Origin of the sequence: Pseudothauera rhizosphaerae, assembly GCF_004801305.1 — a bacterium.
GTDB lineage: Bacteria > Pseudomonadota > Gammaproteobacteria > Burkholderiales > Rhodocyclaceae > Pseudothauera > Pseudothauera rhizosphaerae.
Map to the genome: position 1 here is coordinate 79,489 of NZ_SSOD01000020.1, position 18,317 is coordinate 97,805.

Annotated in this window: 15 protein-coding genes; 8 read left to right on the forward strand and 7 right to left on the reverse strand. The window is 67.6% G+C overall.

What is annotated here, in order from left to right; genetic code table 11:
- Positions 1–76: 76 nt before the first annotated feature.
- Positions 77–2,608, forward strand: coding sequence for an EAL domain-containing protein (locus tag E6O51_RS19340; protein WP_136386664.1), 2,532 nt, complete (start codon positions 77–79; stop codon positions 2,606–2,608).
- Between the two features lie 244 nt (positions 2,609–2,852).
- Positions 2,853–4,112: a putative Na+/H+ antiporter gene (locus E6O51_RS19345; RefSeq protein WP_136386665.1), complete on the forward strand. Its 1,260-nt coding sequence runs from the start codon at positions 2,853–2,855 to the stop codon at positions 4,110–4,112.
- 22 nt (positions 4,113–4,134) lie between these two features.
- Here the strand turns inward: E6O51_RS19345 and E6O51_RS19350 are convergent, their stop codons facing one another.
- Positions 4,135–4,992, reverse strand: a complete 858-nt coding sequence (locus tag E6O51_RS19350; protein WP_136386666.1) for a DUF3014 domain-containing protein — start codon at positions 4,990–4,992, stop codon at positions 4,135–4,137.
- 167 nt (positions 4,993–5,159) lie between these two features.
- Entirely contained in the window at positions 5,160–7,757 is a 2,598-nt protein-coding gene (acnB, locus tag E6O51_RS19355; protein ID WP_136386667.1) for a bifunctional aconitate hydratase 2/2-methylisocitrate dehydratase, read from the reverse strand.
- Positions 7,758–8,118: 361 nt separating this feature from the next.
- On the opposite strand from acnB, the gene acnA reads away from it, so the two are divergent.
- The 4 genes from acnA (at position 8,119) to E6O51_RS19375 (ending at position 13,555) form a co-directional block, all read left to right on the forward strand.
- The gene (acnA, locus tag E6O51_RS19360) at positions 8,119–10,827 is read left to right on the forward strand and encodes an aconitate hydratase AcnA (protein ID WP_136386668.1); all 2,709 of its coding nucleotides are present in this window, start codon (positions 8,119–8,121) and stop codon (positions 10,825–10,827) included.
- Between the two features lie 127 nt (positions 10,828–10,954).
- Entirely contained in the window at positions 10,955–11,365 is a 411-nt protein-coding gene (locus tag E6O51_RS19365) for a YchJ family protein (RefSeq protein WP_136386669.1), read from the forward strand.
- Between the two features lie 49 nt (positions 11,366–11,414).
- On the forward strand, positions 11,415–11,798 hold the full coding sequence (locus tag E6O51_RS19370; protein ID WP_136386670.1) for a DUF6394 family protein: 384 nt from the start codon (positions 11,415–11,417) through the stop codon (positions 11,796–11,798).
- A gap of 17 nt (positions 11,799–11,815) precedes the next feature.
- Positions 11,816–13,555, forward strand: coding sequence for a potassium channel protein (locus E6O51_RS19375; RefSeq protein ID WP_136386671.1), 1,740 nt, complete (start codon positions 11,816–11,818; stop codon positions 13,553–13,555).
- Between the two features lie 5 nt (positions 13,556–13,560).
- Here the strand turns inward: E6O51_RS19375 and E6O51_RS19380 are convergent, their stop codons facing one another.
- The gene (locus E6O51_RS19380) at positions 13,561–13,794 is read right to left on the reverse strand and encodes an RNA-binding S4 domain-containing protein (RefSeq protein WP_136386672.1); all 234 of its coding nucleotides are present in this window, start codon (positions 13,792–13,794) and stop codon (positions 13,561–13,563) included.
- Positions 13,795–13,896: 102 nt separating this feature from the next.
- Here E6O51_RS19380 and E6O51_RS19385 point away from each other — a divergent pair, with 102 nt between their 5' ends.
- Positions 13,897–14,793 carry an ATP adenylyltransferase family protein gene (locus tag E6O51_RS19385; RefSeq protein ID WP_136386673.1) on the forward strand — a complete coding sequence of 299 codons (897 nt, stop codon included), beginning with the start codon at positions 13,897–13,899 and terminating at the stop codon, positions 14,791–14,793.
- 103 nt (positions 14,794–14,896) lie between these two features.
- Here the strand turns inward: E6O51_RS19385 and E6O51_RS19390 are convergent, their stop codons facing one another.
- The 4 genes from E6O51_RS19390 to trmB all read right to left on the reverse strand — a co-directional run bounded on the left by E6O51_RS19390 (position 14,897) and on the right by trmB (position 17,166).
- Entirely contained in the window at positions 14,897–15,259 is a 363-nt protein-coding gene (locus E6O51_RS19390; protein ID WP_136386674.1) for a YkgJ family cysteine cluster protein, read from the reverse strand.
- Positions 15,260–15,401: 142 nt separating this feature from the next.
- Positions 15,402–15,743: a YkgJ family cysteine cluster protein gene (locus E6O51_RS19395; protein WP_136386675.1), complete on the reverse strand. Its 342-nt coding sequence runs from the start codon at positions 15,741–15,743 to the stop codon at positions 15,402–15,404.
- Complete coding sequence (locus tag E6O51_RS19400) at positions 15,740–16,450, reverse strand: UPF0149 family protein (RefSeq protein WP_136386676.1); 711 nt, start codon at positions 16,448–16,450, stop codon at positions 15,740–15,742. Before E6O51_RS19400 ends, E6O51_RS19395 begins: the two co-directional genes overlap by 4 nt.
- Positions 16,447–17,166 (reverse strand): tRNA (guanine(46)-N(7))-methyltransferase TrmB, encoded by a 720-nt coding sequence (gene trmB / locus E6O51_RS19405; RefSeq protein ID WP_136386677.1) that lies wholly within the window; start codon positions 17,164–17,166, stop codon positions 16,447–16,449. The genes E6O51_RS19400 and trmB overlap by 4 nt, the downstream gene beginning before the upstream one ends.
- Positions 17,167–17,762: 596 nt before the next feature.
- Between trmB and E6O51_RS19410 the strand changes: the two genes are divergently transcribed.
- Entirely contained in the window at positions 17,763–18,188 is a 426-nt protein-coding gene (locus E6O51_RS19410) for a hypothetical protein (protein ID WP_136386678.1), read from the forward strand.
- Positions 18,189–18,317: the final 129 nt, after the last annotated feature.

Genomic DNA, 18,317 nt, shown 5'->3' on the forward strand with positions numbered 1-18,317 from the left:
CCGGCGCGGGAAGTCATGTATCAGACAACCCGCCCCGGGTGGCCGCCGCCAGCAACCGTTCGCCCGCCCACACACGATGGATGACAGAGCCTCCGACGCCGACCCCGCAGAACAGACCGTTCTCAGTGCGCTGATTTCCTCCGAGGTGCCGGTCGGCCAGATCGCGCGTGCCGGCATCCTCGAGTGCGGGCCGGATCTGCCGCTGTGCGAGGCCGCGCGGCGCATGAGTGTGGCCCACGTCAGTTCCATCCTGGTGGTCGACGGGGACCGCACGGTCGGCATCTGGACCGAGCGCGATGCGCTCGGCGTCGATTTCGACGATCCCGACAGCTTCAATCGCCCCATCCGCGAGGTCATGAGTACGCCGGTACGCACCGTCGCACGCAACCTCAGCCTGCAGGAACTGGCGATCCGCTTCCGCGACGAACACGTCCGCCACTATCTCGTGGTGGACGAGGACGGCCAGCGCTGTGGCATCGTCACCCAGACCGACGTGGTGCTCAATCAGGGTATCGAGCATTACCTGAAGCTGCGCAAGCTCGACTCGGTCATCAAGGGCGGTCTGCAACTGCTGCCGGAAACCATGCCGCTGTCGGAAGCCGCGCACCACATGCGCAACAGCGCGCAGGACGCCGTGGTGGTCGCCTACGCGGACGGCGAATTCGGCATCCTCACCGAGCGCGACCTCACCCGGCTGGTGGCCGACCGTGCCGGCAACCGTCCGGTGGGCGAACTGTCCACCCGTCCGCTGATGACCGTCAGCGAGGATGCCAGCCTGTACCACGTGCGCTGCCTGCTCGCCGATCACCGCATCCGCCACATCGGCGTGAGGCGCGAGGACGGCGCCCTGGCCGACCTGGTCAGCTTCAAGGACATCCTGTCGGGCATGGAACTGGTCTATGTGCATGAGCTGCAGCACGCTCTGCGCGAACGCGACCTCGCACTCAACGCCTCCCAGCGCAACCTGCACCTGGCCGAAAAGGTCATCGAAAGCTCGCTCGAAGGCATCCTGGTCACCGACGAGAACGCCCGCATCGTCTCGGTGAACCCCGCCTTCACCCGCCTCACCGGCTACATGCCCGGGGAGGTGCTGGGGCGCAACCCTTCCCTGCTCAATTCCGGCCGCCAGGACAAGGCCTTCTACCAGGGGATGTGGGAACGCCTGAGCGCCGAAGGCCAGTGGCAGGGCGAAATCTGGAACCGCCGCAAGAGCGGCGAGCTGTACCCGGAACTGCTCACCATCACCGCCATCCGCGACCGCGACGGGCGGCTGACCAATTACGCGGCGGTGTTCAGCGACATCAGCCAGTTGAAGGAAAACGAGGCCCACATCCGCCACCTCGCCTACTTCGACCCGCTCACCGGGCTGCCCAACCGCCGCCTGCTCGAAGACCGCCTGCAGGTCGCCCTGGCGCACGCCCACCGCAACCGCAACCGCACCGGGCTGCTGTTCATCGACCTGGACCGCTTCAAGCGCATCAACGACAGCCTGGGCCACGAGGTGGGCGACCACCTGCTGGTGGAAATCGCGCGCCGCCTGTGCTCCTGCCTGCGCGAGGACGACACGGTGGCGCGCATGGGCGGCGACGAGTTCGTCGCCGTGCTGAGCGACATCGCCGACCCGGACGACGCCGCCCACACCGCCACCCGCATCATCGAGGCCCTGCGCCGGCCGGTACAGATCGGCGAGCACGAACTCACGGTAACCACCAGCGTCGGCATCAGCATCTTCCCCGACGACGGGAGGGAGGCCACGACGCTGATCAAGAACGCCGACACCGCCATGTACCGCGCCAAGGCCGAAGGACGCAACGCCTTCCAGCTCTACCAGCCGGCGATGAACGCCCGCTCGCTGGAACACCTGGCGCTGGAAAGCGCACTGCACCGCGCGCTGGAGCGTGACGAACTGGTCCTGCACTTCCAGCCCCTGGTCGAGATCGCCGGCGGCCGCACCGTGGCCGCCGAGGCGCTGCTGCGCTGGCGCCACCCGGAGCTGGGACTGGTGTCGCCGGCCGATTTCATCCCGCTGGCCGAGGAAACCGGCCTGATCGTGCCGATCGGCGAATGGGTATTGCGCACCGCCTGTCTGCAGCATCGCCGCTGGCGCGAACTCGGCCACGCCAACCTGCGCATGCTGGTGAACATTTCCGCGCGCCAGTTCCGCGACGACAACCTGGCGGACCTGGTGGCCAGGGTCGTGCACGAGACCGCCATGCCCGCGGGCCTGCTGACCCTGGAGCTGACCGAAAGCATGCTGATGGAAAACAGCAGCCGCGGCATCGACGTGCTCGAAAGATTGCGCCGGCTGGGCGTGCGGCTGGCGCTGGACGATTTCGGCACCGGCTACTCCTCGCTCGCCTACCTGAAGCGCTTCCCCATCGACGAGTTGAAGATCGACCGCCTGTTCATCCGCGACATCGAGCGCAACCCGGAAGACGCGGCCATCGCCGACGCCATCGTCAAGCTCGCCCACAGCCTGGGCCTGCGCGTCGTCGCCGAAGGGGTGGAATCCGCGGCCCAACTGGACATCCTCGCCCGCCACGGCTGCGACCTGGCGCAGGGCTACCATTTCTGTCGGCCGGTGGAGGCCGCCCAGTTTCCGCTGTAACGCCCGACGCGTGTTTTTACGGTTTTTTTGCGGCGCTGCGTCTTTGAGGTTTCGTTACATTTCGGTAAGCTTCCACGCGGGTGTCCGTCCGCACTGGCGCGGGCGGGCAGGTTTTCGTGCCGGTCGGGCCGCCGCACGGCGAATGGATATGCCCATGCCAACCCGCCGCAACGACCGTCCCATGCCCCCAGCCTCCCCGGCTCGCCTCCGCAGCACCCCCCGTCAACCCGCCCGGTAAACACGCATGAATCCGACGACGATCCAGATCATCGGCGCGACCCTGTTCGCGATCGCTGTACTGCATACCTTCTCGACCAAGTTCTTCGAACACCTCGCCCACACCCGCCCGGCGCACGCCGGCCTGTGGCACCTGCTGGGCGAAGTGGAAGCCGTGTTCGGCTTCTGGGCCATCGTCCTGATCCTGTTCATGGGCTTCGTGGCGGGCAAGGACGCGGCGGTGGAATACATGGATACGCGCAACTACACCGAGCCGCTGTTCGTCTTCGCCATCATGGTGGTCGCGGCCAGCAAGCCGGTGCTGCAGTTCACCACGGCCGTCGTGCGCATGGTGGCCCGCTCCATCCCGCTGGCCGAACCCATCGCCACCTACTTCACCATCATGGCCGTGGTGCCGCTGCTGGGTTCCTTCATCACGGAACCGGCGGCCATGACGCTGGCGGCCATGATGTTGCGCGAGCGCTACTACAGCAAGGGCATCTCGCGCCAGTTGATGTACGTGACCATCGGCGCCCTGTTCGTCAACGTCTCCATCGGCGGCACACTCACCAACTTCGCTGCGCCGCCGGTACTGATGGTGGCCGCCACCTGGGATTGGTCGAGCCTGCACATGCTCTCCCACTTCGGCTGGAAGGCCGCCGTGGCGACCATCATCAACGCCGGTGCCGCCACGCTGCTCTTCCGCGCCGAACTCACGGGGCTCGCCCAGAGCGAAACCGACAGCGAAAAAGGCGAAGTGCCTGCGCTGATGATAGCCATCCACGTCTTCCTGCTCGCCCTCATCGTGGTCTTCGCCCACCATCCGCCCATCTTCCTGGGCCTCTTCCTGCTCTTCATGGGAGTCGCCACCGCCTACCCCGCCTACCAGACCCGCCTCATCCTGCGGGAGGGTCTCATGGTGGCCTTCTTCCTCGCCGGCCTGGTCATCCTCGGCGGCCAGCAGGCCTGGTGGCTGGAACCACTGCTGAAAAGCATGAACGCCACCACGGTGTACTTCGGCGCCACCGCGCTGACCGCGGTCACCGACAACGCCGCACTGACCTACCTGGCCTCGCTGGTCGATGGACTCACCGACGAATTCAAGTACGCCGTGGTCTCCGGCGCCGTCACCGGCGGCGGCCTGACCGTGATCGCCAACGCCCCCAACCCTGCGGGCATGTCCATCCTGCGCCCCCATTTCAACGAGGGCGCGGTCAATCCGCTGGGCCTGTTCGTCGCCGCAGTGCCGCCGACGCTGGTGACCATCCTGGCTTTCCGGCTGCTGTAAGCAGCGAGCGCGGGGCGGGCGCTCAGCCGCGCCGCCCCGCGCCGGCCAGCAGCACACGGATCTCGCGCAACTTGGCCTTGATCCGCACGGCGTTGTCGGCACCCATGCGGATCATGATCTTCTGCCCGGCCGGCAGGGCTTCCAGGCGCTCGTCGGCGAAACGGTAGCGCACCCTGGGCTGGACCAGGGGGATGGGATCGCGGACCTCCGGCGTGGCGATCAACTGGTCGATCACCGCCATCAGCCGGTCGTTGAACTGCGTCCCGCCGGGGTAGCCGAGTTCCTCCCAGGCCGCCTGGAACAGCGGATAGAAGCGCGCGTAGAGCGCCACCAGGCGATCGGCGGGGACGGCCTCGGCAAGCCGCACGTAGGGCGAATACCGCGCCGCGTTGTCCGGTGCGATGACCAGCGCGTCCGGCGCCCCGCTCACGCGGAAGGCGCCCTCCGCCTGGCGCAGCGGCGCACGGGCCACCGGCAATGTGTTTCCGGGCAGGTTGTCCACCGTCACCACGATGCGGCGCACGAGGTGATTCACGATGAGCAGGCCGGCACTGTCGCCCGCCAGCCCGGACAGGACCTCGCCGAAGGCGGCATCGCTGTCGTCCAGCGGCGGCAGCGGCGGGGCCCCCTCTTCCGGCTCGGCGACCGGCGGCGGAAAGTGGCGTTCGGGCTGGATGGCGCCGGGCATCCCGATGCCGGGCTGCAGGTCGGGTGCGGGCGCAACGGCGGGTGGTTGCGGCGCCGGCTGGACCACCTCCGGCACGGATGTCTCCTGCCGCCACAGCCAGGCCACCACGGCGCCGATCACGGCCGCCACCAGCACCAGACCCAGGTAGGGCAGCAGTTTCCTGCCGCTGCGCTCGCCTTCGTTCGTCCTCATGTCGTACTCCTCGTCAATTCGGCACGCGGGTAGGAGTGCTTCAGGCGCCGCCGCGTTCCGGCACCAGCAAACCGCAAAGGGAAACGCCCCTGCCGGTTTCCCGGACAGGGGCGTCTCTACCGGACGGGCGGCGGCGCTACATGGGCGCCCCGCTCCGCCTCCCTACCTCACACTTCAACGGTGTCGGCCACGCTCTTGAACTCTTCGATCTGGTCGAAGTTCATGTAGCGGTAGATGTCGCCGGCCTTCTGGTTCACCACCTCGACCTGGGCCAGATACTCGGCCACGGTCGGAATCCGGCCCAGCAGCGCACATACCGCGGCCAGTTCGGCCGAGCCGAGATAGACACGGGTGTCGATGCCCAGGCGGTTCGGGAAGTTGCGCGTGGAGGTGGACATCGCAGTGCTGCCCTTGCGGACCTGCGCCTGGTTGCCCATGCACAGGGAGCAGCCCGGCATCTCCATGCGGGCGCCGGACTTGCCGAGCACGCCGTAATAGCCTTCCTCGTTGAGGATCATCGCGTCCATCTTGGTCGGCGGGGCGATCCACAGGCGGGTCGGGATGTCGGACTTGCCGTCCAGCACCTTGCCCGCGGCGCGGAAGTGGCCGATGTTGGTCATGCACGAGCCGATGAAGACTTCGTCGATCTTGTCGCCGGCGACTTCGGACAGCAGCTTCACGTCGTCCGGGTCGTTCGGGCAGGCGACGATGGGCTCCTTGATGTCGGCCAGGTCGATCTCGATCACCGCGGCGTATTCGGCGTCGGCGTCGCCCTTGAGCAGTTCACCATTGGCGATCCACTCTTCCATCGCCTTGATGCGGCGCTTGAGGGTGCGGGCATCCTGGTAGCCGTTGGCGATCATCCACTTCATCAGCGTGATGTTCGAGTTCATGTACTCGACGATCGGCGCCTTGTTCAGATGGACGGTGCAGCCGGCGGCGGAGCGCTCGGCCGAAGCGTCGGTGAGTTCGAAGGCCTGTTCCACCTTCAGGTCCGGCAGGCCTTCGATTTCGAGGATGCGGCCGGAGAAGATGTTCTTCTTGCCCTTCTTCTCGACGGTCAGCAGGCCCTGGCGGATCGCGTACAGCGGAATGGCATTGACCAGGTCGCGCAGCGTCACGCCCGGCTGCAGCGTGCCCTTGAAGCGCACCAGCACGGATTCCGGCATGTCCAGCGGCATCACGCCGGTGGCGGCGGCGAAAGCCACCAGGCCGGAGCCCGCCGGGAAGGAGATGCCGATGGGGAAGCGGGTGTGGCTGTCGCCGCCGGTGCCGACGGTGTCCGGCAGCAGCAGGCGGTTGAGCCAGGAGTGGATCACGCCGTCGCCCGGACGCAGCGCCACGCCGCCGCGGGTGCTGATGAAGCTCGGCAGCTCGCGGTGCATGCGCACGTCCACCAGCTTGGGATAGGCGGCGGTGTGGCAGAAGGACTGCATCACCATGTCGGCGGAGAAGCCCAAGCAGGCGAGGTCCTTGAGTTCGTCGCGGGTCATCGGGCCGGTGGTGTCCTGCGAGCCGACGGTGGTCATCTTCGGTTCGCAGTAGGTGCCCGGACGGATGCCCTGGCCTTCCGGCAGGCCGCAGGCGCGGCCGACCATCTTCTGCGCCAGGGAGAAGCCCTTGCCGCTATCGACCGGGGCCTGCGGCAGGCGGAACAGGGTGGAGGGCGGCAGGCCCAGGGCCTCGCGCGCCTTGGCGGTGAGGCCGCGGCCGATGATCAGCGGAATACGGCCGCCGGCGCGCACTTCGTCGAGGATCACCAGGGTCTTGAGCTGCGATTCGGCGATCACCGCGCCGTTCTTCAGCGCGGTGACCTTGCCGCTGGCCTGGTCGACCTTCAGCTCGATCTCGTCGCCCATGTCCATCTGGCCGGCGTCGATCTCGATCGGCAGCGCGCCGGCGTCTTCCATGGTGTTGAAGAAGATCGGGGCGATCTTGGAGCCCAGACACACGCCGCCGAAGCGCTTGTTCGGCACGAAGGGGATGTCCTCGCCGGTGAACCACAGTACCGAGTTGGTGGCGGACTTGCGCGAGGAGCCGGTGCCGACCACGTCGCCGACGTAGGCGACCAGGTTGCCCTTGGCCTTGAGCTCTTCGAGGAACTTGACCGGCCCGCGCACGCCCGCCTCTTCCGGGGTGATGCCCGGACGCGGGTTCTTCAGCATGGCCAGCGCGTGTAGCGGGATGTCGGGGCGCGACCAGGCGTCCGGTGCGGGCGAGAGGTCGTCGGTGTTGGTTTCGCCGGTGACCTTGAACACGGTGAGCTTCTGCGAGGCCGGCACTTCCGGGCGGCTGGTGAACCATTCGGCGTCGGCCCAGGACTGCAGCACCGCCTTGGCGTTGGCGTTGCCGGCGGAGGCCAGTTCCTTGACGTCGTGGAAGTAGTCGAACACCAGCAGGGTCTTCTTCAGGCCCTCGGCGGCAATCTTGCCCACTTCGGAATCGCCCAGCAGGTCGATCAGCGGCTTGATGTTGAAGCCGCCCAGCATGGTGCCCAGCAGTTCGGTGGCCTTGGCGCGCGACACCAGCGCACAGGTTTCCTCGCCCTTGGCGACGCGGGCCAGGAACTCGGCCTTGACCTTGGCGGCGTCATCCACGCCGGCCGGCACACGGTAGGTGAGCAGTTCGACCAGGAAGGCCTCCTCGCCGGCGGGCGGGTTCTTCAGCAGGGCGACCAAGTCGATGGTCTGCTGCTTGTTCAGCGGCAGGGCGGGGATGCCGAGGGCGGCACGCTCGGCGGCATGGGCACGGTAGGCTTCAAGCACGGCGACTTCCTTCCTTGTTCGTGACGGTGGCTAGGGGATTTCCGGGGGGTCACCCGGAAGCGGCTCGCGCAGATTATATGTCTTTTATAAGACTTGCGGTGCAACGCAGCATCGAAACGCGTCCGGCCGGATTCTACCCTTCGGCGCCACGCCGTGCACCAGCTTCCTGCGGGCGCCGCGGAGCACGCCACGGCGTGCGGAAAGTCGCGGGAATCCCGGTACTGGGCTACAAGTGAGTTAGGCACTGCGGCTGCGGAAACCCGGCCAGACGGTGCATGGAACACGCGGGAACACGTCCGCGGCACGCGGGTCGGACCTTCTGTGTCCGGCGGCACGCCGCCCATTGCCAGGGAGATCGACCATGCCAGCAAACACCTTCGCTTCGCTGCAGTCCTTCGCCACGCCCTCCGGCCGCCAGGGCCTGTTCCACGAACTCGCCGCGCTCGAACAGGCCGGCCTGGGGGCGGTGTCGCGCCTGCCGGTGTCCATCCGCATCGTGCTCGAAGCGGTACTGCGCCACTGCGACGGGCGCAAGATCACCGAGGGCCACATCCGCCAGCTCGCCGCCTGGCAGCCGGAAGCCCCGCGCACCGAGGAGATCCCCTTCGTGGTCGCGCGCGTGGTGCTGCAGGACTTCACCGGCGTGCCGCTGCTCGCCGACCTGGCGGCCATGCGCAACGTGGCCGCGCGCACAGGCCAGAATCCGAAGAAGATCGAGCCGCTGGTGCCGGTGGACCTGGTGGTGGACCACTCGGTGCAGGTGGATCACTACGGCACCCCGCTCGCGCTGCGGCAGAACATGGAGCTGGAGTTCCAGCGCAACCGCGAGCGCTACCAGTTCATGAAATGGGGCATGCAGGCCTTCGACACCTTCAAGGTGGTGCCGCCGGGCATCGGTATCGTGCACCAGGTGAACCTGGAATACCTGTTCCGTGGCGTGCGCCGGCAGGACACGCCGGACGGCCCGCTCTACTACCCCGACACCCTCGTGGGCACCGACTCCCACACCACCATGATCAACGGCGTGGGCGTGGTCGGCTGGGGCGTGGGCGGCATCGAGGCCGAGGCGGCCATGCTGGGCCAACCGGTGTATTTCCTCACCCCGGACGTGATCGGCGTGGAGCTCAGGGGCGCATTGCGCGAGGGCATCACCGCCACCGACCTGGTGCTCACCGTCACCGAGATGCTGCGGCGCGAGAAGGTGGTGGGCAAGTTCGTCGAATTCTTCGGCGAGGGCACGGCCAGCCTCGCCGTGCCCGACCGCGCCACCATCGCCAACATGGCCCCCGAGTACGGCGCCACCATGGGCTTCTTCCCCGTCGATGAGAAAACCGTGGCCTACATGCGCGGCACCGGCCGCAGCGAAGAGGAATGCGAGCTGTTCGAAGCCTGGTTCCGCGCCCAGGGCCTGTTCGGCGTGCCGCGCGCGGGCGACATCGACTACACCCGCGTGCTGACACTGGACCTGACCGACATCGTGCCTTCCCTGGCCGGACCGAAGCGCCCGCAGGACCGCATCACGCTGCAGGACATGGAACACGAACTCGACCGCCTGCTCGGCACGCCCGAAGTGGACGGCGGCTTCGGCGTACCCGAGGCCGCGCTCGGCACGCGCTTCCCCACCGGCCTGCCGGGGGTCACCCTGGGCCACGGCGACGTGCTGATCGCCGCCATCACCTCATGTACCAACACCAGCAACCCGGCGGTGCTGATCGCCGCCGGCCTGCTGGCGAAGAAGGCGGTGGAGCACGGCTTGGTGGTGGCGCCGCACATCAAGACCTCCCTCGCGCCCGGTTCGCGCGTGGTCACCGACTACCTGGAAAAGGCCGGCCTGCTGGAGCCGCTGGCCAAACTGGGCTTCGCGCTCGCCGGCTACGGCTGCACCACCTGCATCGGCAACGCGGGCGACCTGGCGCCGGAACTCAACGAGGCGATCAACGACAACAAGGTCGTCGCGGCCGCCGTGCTCTCCGGCAACCGCAACTTCGAGGCGCGCATCCACCCCAACATCCGCGCCAACTTCCTCGCCTCGCCGCCGCTGGTAGTGGCCTTCGCCATCGCGGGCCGGATGAACGCGGACCTGATCGACGAACCGCTGGGCACCGGCGCCGACGGCCATCACGTCTACCTGCGCGACATCTGGCCCAGTTCGGAGGAAATCAACGCGGTCATGCCCTATGCCATGGACCCGGCCACCTTCCGCCGCTTGTACGCGGACTTCACCCGCGACCACGACCTGTGGAACGCCATCTCCGCCCCGGGCGGCCAGGTGTACGACTGGCCCAAATCCACCTACATCGCTCGCCCGCCCTTCTTCGACGACTTCGCGCCCCGCCCCGGCGCCATCGGCGACATCGCCGGTGCGCGCACCCTGCTCCTGCTCGGCGATTCGGTGACCACCGACCACATCTCCCCGGCCGGCTCCTTCGCCGAGACCACGCCCGCCGGCCAGTGGCTGAAGTCCCACGGCGTGGAGCGCAAGGACTTCAACTCCTACGGCTCGCGGCGCGGCCACCACGACGTGATGGTGCGCGGCACCTTTGCCAACGTGCGGGTCAAGAACCTGATGCTGCCGCCGAAGGAGGACGGCTCCCGCGTGGAAGGCGGCTACACGCTGCTGGACGGCAAGCAGACCACGGTGTACGAGGCCGCCATGGCCTGGCAGAAGCGCGGCGTGCCGACCATCGTGTTCGCCGGCGAGGAGTACGGCACCGGTTCCAGCCGCGACTGGGCGGCCAAGGGCACGGCGCTGCTGGGGGTCAGGGCCGTGGTGGCGAAGAGCTTCGAGCGCATCCACCGCTCGAATCTCGTCGGCATGGGTGTGCTGCCGTTGCAGTTCAAGGGCAAGGACAGTTGGCAGGCCCTGGGTCTGACCGGCGAGGAGACCTTCGACGTGGTGGGCGTCTCCACCGACCTGCAGCCGCAGCAGGATCTAACCCTGGTGATCCACGGCGCCGACGGCAGCCGGCGCGAGGTGGCCGTGCTGTGCCGCATCGACACGCCCATCGAGGTGGATTACTACCGCCACGGCGGCATCCTGCCCTTCGTGCTGCGGGGGATTCTCGCCTAGGAAAGGCGGCGTGTAGGAGCGGCCTTGGCCGCGATGCGGCGGTTCCAGGTGCTCATGACCGCCGCATCGCGGGCAAGCCCGCTCCTACAGTTATGATGCGTGCCTTCATCGTTCTCGCAGGCCCCCCATGTCCGCCAGGCGCAAGCCTTCATCCCCTCTCCCCTGCCCCTGCGGCTCCGGCCGCGGCTACGCGGACTGCTGCGGCCCGGCCCACGCCGGCACACAGTGGCCCGCCACCGCCGAGGCGCTGATGCGCTCCCGCTACAGCGCCTTCGCCCTGGGGCTGGAGGACTGGCTGCTCGCCACCTGGCACGCCTCCACCCGCCCGCCGGCGCTCGCCCTCGACGAGACCCCGGCCGCCAAGTGGATAGGCCTGCAGGTGCGGCGCCACGAAGCCATGGACGCGGACCATGCCGTCGTGGAATTCGTCGCCCGCTACCGCGTCGGCGGGCGTGCCGGCCGGCTGCACGAAACCAGCCGCTTCGTGCGCGAGGACGGCCGCTGGTACTACGTGGACGGCGATCTGCACGAAGGCTGACGGCATGTCCCCCTATAATCGCTCCACCATAGTCTGAGCGGATGCCGCCGTGAATCTCGAAAAAGTCATCTTCGGCTTCTTCATCGTCCTCGCCGCCACGTTGAACTTCGGCTTCTTCATCGGCGACATCGACGATCCCATCCACCACGACATCTACGAGCTCTTCGCCGCCATCGTGGTGAGCCTGATCGCCACCGTGCTCAAGTTCGGCGACCGCACGCAGATCGGCGCGGTGCATCTGTCCACCAGCCTGGTGGCGGACCTGCAGTTGATCGCCGCGGCCATGGTGTGGGGCTACGCGGCCCACGTGTCGGCCGGAGGACTGACGCCCGACATGACCGCCAAGGTGGTTTCGCTCTCGGGCGGCGCGCTGCTGGCCAACGGCATCTCGGTGGTCATCCTGATCGCCGAAACCATCATGCAGCGCCGCTGAACCGCCCCGAGCGCGCCATGACGCCCCTGTCGCGCCACCACAGCATCTTCCTGCTCATCATGCGGCGCCTGCGCGCGCCGCTGATCCTGCTGATCACCATTCTCGCCATATCGGTGCTCGGCCTCACCCTCGCCCCCGGGATGGACGAGAACGGCCAGGTCCAGTACCTGAGCTTCTTCCATGCCTTCTACTTCATCAGCTACACCGCCACCACCATAGGCTTCGGCGAGATCCCCCACGAGTTCTCCAACCAGCAGCGCCTGTGGGTGACGGTATGCATCTACCTGTCGGTGATCGGCTGGGCCTACACGCTGGCCACCCTGTTCGCCCTGCTCGGCGACCGCAGCCTGCGCCAGGCCATCCTCACCCAGCGCTTCACGCGGGCGGTGCGACGCCTGCGCGACCCCTTCTACCTGGTGTGCGGCTACGGCGAGACCGGCCGGCTCATCTGCGGCGCCCTGGACCGCCTGCGCTACCGCGCCGTGGTCCTCGAAGTGGACGAGGACAAGGTGGGCGAGATCGACCTGCACGGCTACGCGGCCGACGTGCCGGCCCTCGTCGCCGATGCCTCCAACCCGGAAACCCTGCGCCTGGCGGGGCTTGCCAGCCCGTACTGCGTCGGCGTCATCGCCCTCACCAACGACGACCGCGCCAACCTGGCCATCGCCATCGCCGCCCGCCTGCTGGCGCCCAGGACCCCCGCCCTGTGCCGTGCCGAATCCGCCGAGACCGCGGCCAACATGGCCTCCTTCGGCACGCGGCACATCATCAACCCCTTCGAGAAGTTCGGCGACTACCTGGGCCTCGCCCTGCAGTCGCCCACCGCCTGGCAGTTGCTGGCCTGGCTGACCGGCCTGCCCGGCACCACCGTGGAACGCTACCGCGAGCCGCCCCGCGGCAAGTGGATCCTGTGCGGGCATGGCCGCTTCGGCCGCGTCATGGCACGGGCGCTGGACAGCAAGTCGGTGCCCGTCACCATCATCGACCGCCATCCGCCCGAAGACCTCGACCACCGCTGGGTGCAGGGCGACGGCACCGGCGCCGCCGCGCTGGAGGCGGCCGGCGTGCGCGAGGCGGTCGGCATCGTGGCCGGCACCAGTTCGGACGTGGACAACCTGTCCATCGCCGTCACCGCGCGGGAACTGAACCGGAACCTGTTCGTCGTCATCCGCCAGAACCACTACAGCAACGGCGCGCTCTTCGACGCCTTCGACGCGGATTTCAATATGGTGCCGAGCGAGATCATCGCCCACGAATGCCTGGCCATCCTCAACACGCCGCTGCTGGTGCCCTTCCTGGAAGAGGTGAAGCAGCGCGACGAGGAATGGTGCGCCTGGCTGTGCAAGCGCCTCACCGGCCGCTTCGGCTGGGAGGTGCCCACGGTGTGGAGCGAGCGCATCAACCTGTCCCGCGCGCCCGCCCTCTACCGCCGCCTGATGGACGGCGAGGACGTCACCCTGGACGAACTGCTGCGTTCGCCGCAAAACCGCGCCGAATACCTGCAGTGCGAGGTAGTCCACCTCGTGCGCGATGATGACGATCACCTGGTGATGCCGCTGGGCGACACGCCGATCCGTGCCGGCGACGAGTTGCTGCTGGTCGGCCGCCCCGATGCGCGCAGCGACCTCGACCTGTGCCTGTCCAACGAACACGCCCTCGGCTACGTACTCACCGGCGAAGACATGCCCGGCGGCCGGATATGGGAAAGGCTAGGCGGCCGGCGCAAGAACGAAGTGCGGCTGCGCCTGCCGGGCTGAACCCTTCAGCCCTCCGCCGCCACCAGCTCGATGGTCTCGCCGGCGAAGCTCACCCGCTGCCCCGGGCGCAGCTTGGCGCGCTTGCGCGTCTCCACCGCGCCATCGACCCGCACCTGGCCGGCCTCCACCGCCGCATGGGCGGCCCCGCCCGACTCCACCAGGCCGAGGGTCTTCAGCAACTGGTCGAGCTGGATGTGATCGCCGCGTACGGCGAAGCGCTGCGTCTTCGGTGATGGCATGCCCTGCTCCGGCGCTGCCGGCCGGCAGCGCGTAGAATCCGTGGAAACCGGCGGGCCGCCCCGCCACGTCCCGAATTGTCGCCGACAACGCCGCCCGCCGCCATGGCCCAGACCGCCCCAGCCGCCCCGAGCGGCCTGCTCGCCCGCATCGAACTGACCCGCAACCGCGCCCTGGAAAGCGGCTCACTGCAGCCCATCCTCACCGAACGGGCCACGCTGGAGAACGGCGCCCTGCCATTCAGCGTGCGCTGGATTTCCAGCCTCGAACACAAGCACGCGGCGCGGGAACAGGCCGCTGGACGGCGCGACGGGGACTTCAACCCCTTCCTGCCGCCCGAACCCGCCCTCACCGTCGGCCCGCTGGGCGAGGCGCATCTGGCGGTGCTGAACAAGTTCCCGGTCATCGACCGCCACCTGCTGGTGATCACCCGCGCCTTCGAAGACCAGACCGCACCGCTGACCGCAGCCGATTTCGCCGCGCTCGCCTTCGTCATGGGGCCCCACGGCGGGCTGGGCTTCTACAACGGCGGCGCGGCGGCCGGCGCCAGCCAGCGCCACAAGCACCTGCAGTGGATTCCCGCCGCGGCCGGCGAGGCTTCCCTCGCGCCCCAGACCGCCCGCCTGACCGCCCAGGCCGGCGACACGGCTGTGCACACGCTGGCGGAACTGCCCTACCGCCATGCCTTCGTCCGGCTGAATACAGTGGAATGGGACCGCCCGCAGGCCGCCGGCGAACGCCTGCACGCCGCCTTCGTCCGCCTGTGCGCCGCCCTGGACGTACCCGCCGCGGCAGATCCCATGCCGCCCTACAACCTGCTGCTCGACCGCGACTGGATGCTGCTGGTGCCGCGCCGGCGGGAACACTGGGAGGACATCTCGGTGAACGCCCTGGGCTTCGCCGGTTCGCTCTTCGTGCGCCGCCCGGCGCAGATCGAGCTGATCCGCACCGCCGGGCCGCTCAGGCTGCTGGCCGAGGTTGCCGAGCCGGCGGACTATTAACCGGCAACGAAATACCGGACCACCGTTCGGGCTGAGCTTGTCGAAGCCCGCTCTGTGCAACGCCCTTCGACAAGCTCAGGGCGAACGGTTTGTCGATCGAAACTCAAGCCGCCCGCGGCAGCGGGAAGAAAGGCGGCAGCGGCGGCAGGCCGATGGTGGCACGCAGCTCGTCGCACTTGGGGTTGGGCGTGCCGTCGTCGAAATACACCGGGAATTCGCGGCAGGGCGTGGGGCGGTTCTCGTAGATCGTGCACAGCACCGCCTCGCCCACCGTGCCGGCAAGGGCGCTGCAGCGCCGCGGCAGGTCGTTGCTGCCCTTCATGCAGCGCATGTGGTGGGTGAGCTTTTCGGTCATCTCCGCCGGCACGAAGCCGCCGGGCGCATCGTCGGCCTCGGCCCAGTAGAAGGAGATGCGGAAATGCGTGCAGCAGATGCCGCAGGCGATGCAGGGGTTGAAGGTTTCCAAGACCTGTCTTGAAGCGTCGAAATCGGCGCGCGGATTCTAGCCGTTCGGCAGCCGAAATCAAGCATCGCAACGGGCATTAAGCGGCTGAATCAAAACAACTTTTGCAGGAATGTTGTTTGCCGGAATCCGCTCGCCGGATGGCTCACAGCGGCGCCAGCCCGTGCCGCCGCCGCGCCCGCGCACAGCCGTCGTCGCCGATGCCCAGCGGCGCGTAGGGCGCGAAGTCGCGGCACGGCGGCGGACGCCGGGCGTAGATGCTGCAGCCGACTGCCATGCCGATCTCCCCCCGCAGCGCCACGCAGCGCGGCGCGGCCGCGTCGGTGCCGCGCATGCGCACGAGCTGGGTGGTGAGCGGTACGGTGAGCGCGTCCGGCACCCCGCCCGCCTCGCGGCTTTCAAGACAGGACGGATGGAAATCCACGCGGAAGGCCGCGCAGCACGAGCCACAACGCGTGCACGGATCGCTGCCGCCAGCGTCACTCACGCCGGATCGGCCCCGCAGCACTTCTTGTACTTCTTGCCGCTGCCGCAGGGGCAGGGGTCGTTGCGCCCCGGCCCACCGGGCGCGGCCGCGGACGGCACGTCCACCTGCACCGGCTGCGGCCCGGCCAGGCCCGCGGCCTCCCAGCGCGCGCGGATGCGCGCCACCGCCTGGCCCGCCTCCTCCAGCCACAGCAGACGGGTCTCGTCGTCGGCCGTGGCCGCCGCCGGGCTGCCCCAGGTGGCGGCGAGCCGGGCGATTTCCTCATGCACCGCGGCGGCATCCTCGTCCGGCACGATGTCCTCCCAGTCTTCCGGCCACAGCTCCAGGCCCAGGGTGAAGCCGGCCATCCATTCCTCGCCGATCGCCAGCGTGTCGCCCTCCCCGGTCGCGAAGCAGAACGGCTCCCAGCTCTCCTCGGCGCCTATCGTCGCCACCAGCTCGTTGTGGTAGCGCAGCACCAGGCGGATGGCCTCCTGCATCTGCCGCCCGGAACCGAAGGACACCTCCTCCGCGTGCGCGGTCCACACCGCCGGCAGCCAGCCGGCCGGTACGATGGGCTGCGGGCTGGCGACGACACCGGCGAGGAAGCCGTCGAGCATCTCCAGGTCCATGCAGTCCTCGGGCACCACGTCGGAGGTCAGCAGTTCCTCCAGCGCCTCGAACTCGTCGTCGCTGAGGATGTGGGCTTCGATCTCGTCCTGGTTCATTGCTGCACTCCGCTGGTTGAATGGGATGCCTGCCCCGCCGCTTCGCCGCCGCCCAGGTCGCACCCCACGCGGAAGAGCGCCTGGCCGGAATCCCGGTACTTGCGCTCGAACGGCGTCAGCGGCACCTCGGCCTCGAAGCGCTCCCAAGCCACCGGCCGGCCGGCCGCCATGCCGAGTGCAAGGGCGAATTCTTCAATATAGACCTGCCAGTTGCTGCGACATTCAAGCACACCGCCGAGCTTCGCCAGCCACGGGAATACCGGATGGGCATGCCAGCGCCGCGCCAGATGGCCGATCTTGGGCCAGGGATTGGGATACAGGATGTAATGGCGCGCCAGGCGCAGCCCAGCATCGTGCAGCAGCCGCCAGTAATCCACCAGGTCCGCACGCACGAACACCATGTTCCGCGGCAGCAGCGCATCCGGGTACGGCTTGCGCCGTTCGAGGCGGTCGGCCGACTGATCCACGCCGATCACCCAGTGGTCGGGAAACGCCCGCGCAATCTGAATGGTGCTGTGCCCCACCCCGCAGCCCGCATCCAGGATCAGCGGTGCGCGACCGTCCCAGCCTGCCAGGCTGGCCTCGAAGGCGGCACGGTTGTAATCGGCGTAAGGCTTGCGGAAGGGCTCCCGCAGGTGGCGCTCCACGAGGCGGGCGAGGTTCTCGTGCACACCCTGCTGGGCGCTGGAGGGAATGCGGGAATTGGCGTAGCTCACGGGGGCGGAAACTCGGGCGGACGGAACCGCCGGACGATCAGGACCGGCAAGGATACCGCACTGCTTCGGGGATCGGCTTGCTGCCAAGGGACTGGTCGCCGGTGGGAACGGTCGGACCACCGACACGGCCGGAACAGGGGAATCTCCGAACAAGCCCGTTCATCCTTCGACAGACCCGTTCGTCCTGAGCTTGCCGAAGGGGAAACCACATCCGCCCGGAGCCGTCGCGCAGGTTTGAACGTGCGGGAGCGCGCATTTCTGCTCTGCCCCCTGCGGCTAAACAGGACGACTCGATAGCGGACGCAGCATCAACTGCGCCCCCTACGCTTCCTTCGCGTACCCACATCCCCTAAACTCATACGCCATAGGGTTTCGAAGTGGCATCTGTACTCGTGCCCCCACGCAAGGTTCCGGGCGTCTCCAGCACGATGCAGGGTTTGGGGTGTAGCAGCGTAGGACCACCAGACCGGAATAGCTTGCAAGACAATGATCTAATTGACAAATATCAACGGAATAGGTGGTGGTTTACACAGCACCTCCCGGAATATCCATCAGATTTGATGTACAACACGTTAGCGCTCACAGGAACACGAAATATGTCAGAGTCTTTCGCCCCTAAAGATATTGAGAGCTTGAGCAAGCTCGCTGTCCTCATGGTGGTTCCATTTCTTGGGGCTGCTTTGTTCGTAGATTTTGGCTTCTGGGTAATGAACTTCGAGAGCACCCCTTGTATTCTTTCGCTCTTTTCCTCGCCTATTCCTTGGGTCAAGTTTCTCGCTAGAACCGTCGCCTTTATCGCTGGTGTCGGTCTGGTTCTGGTTGCATACGAACTAATCAACCAATTTCTCGTATTCCCTTTTCCAAAAATTTCTTTCTTCGTTGGTTTCAGTCTGCTGTCGTTCGGTGCGCTCGGTATCGGTCAGCTCGCCCAGCCAACTGCAATCGGTTCCGTCAATATCTTCTGGCATTTGGGGGCACTCTGTTGGGGCCTACACATATTTGCGCCTCCGCCAAAATCGTGAGCGCTAAGGAAGTGCTGAACAAATGCCCGCGGACCGATTTCGAGCGCGTATCAGTGACGGGCTTTCGACTTTGATGGCGTTTTTCGCTTCCGATCGGGTCGTCCTCGGGCTGTTGCCCTCCGTTTTTGC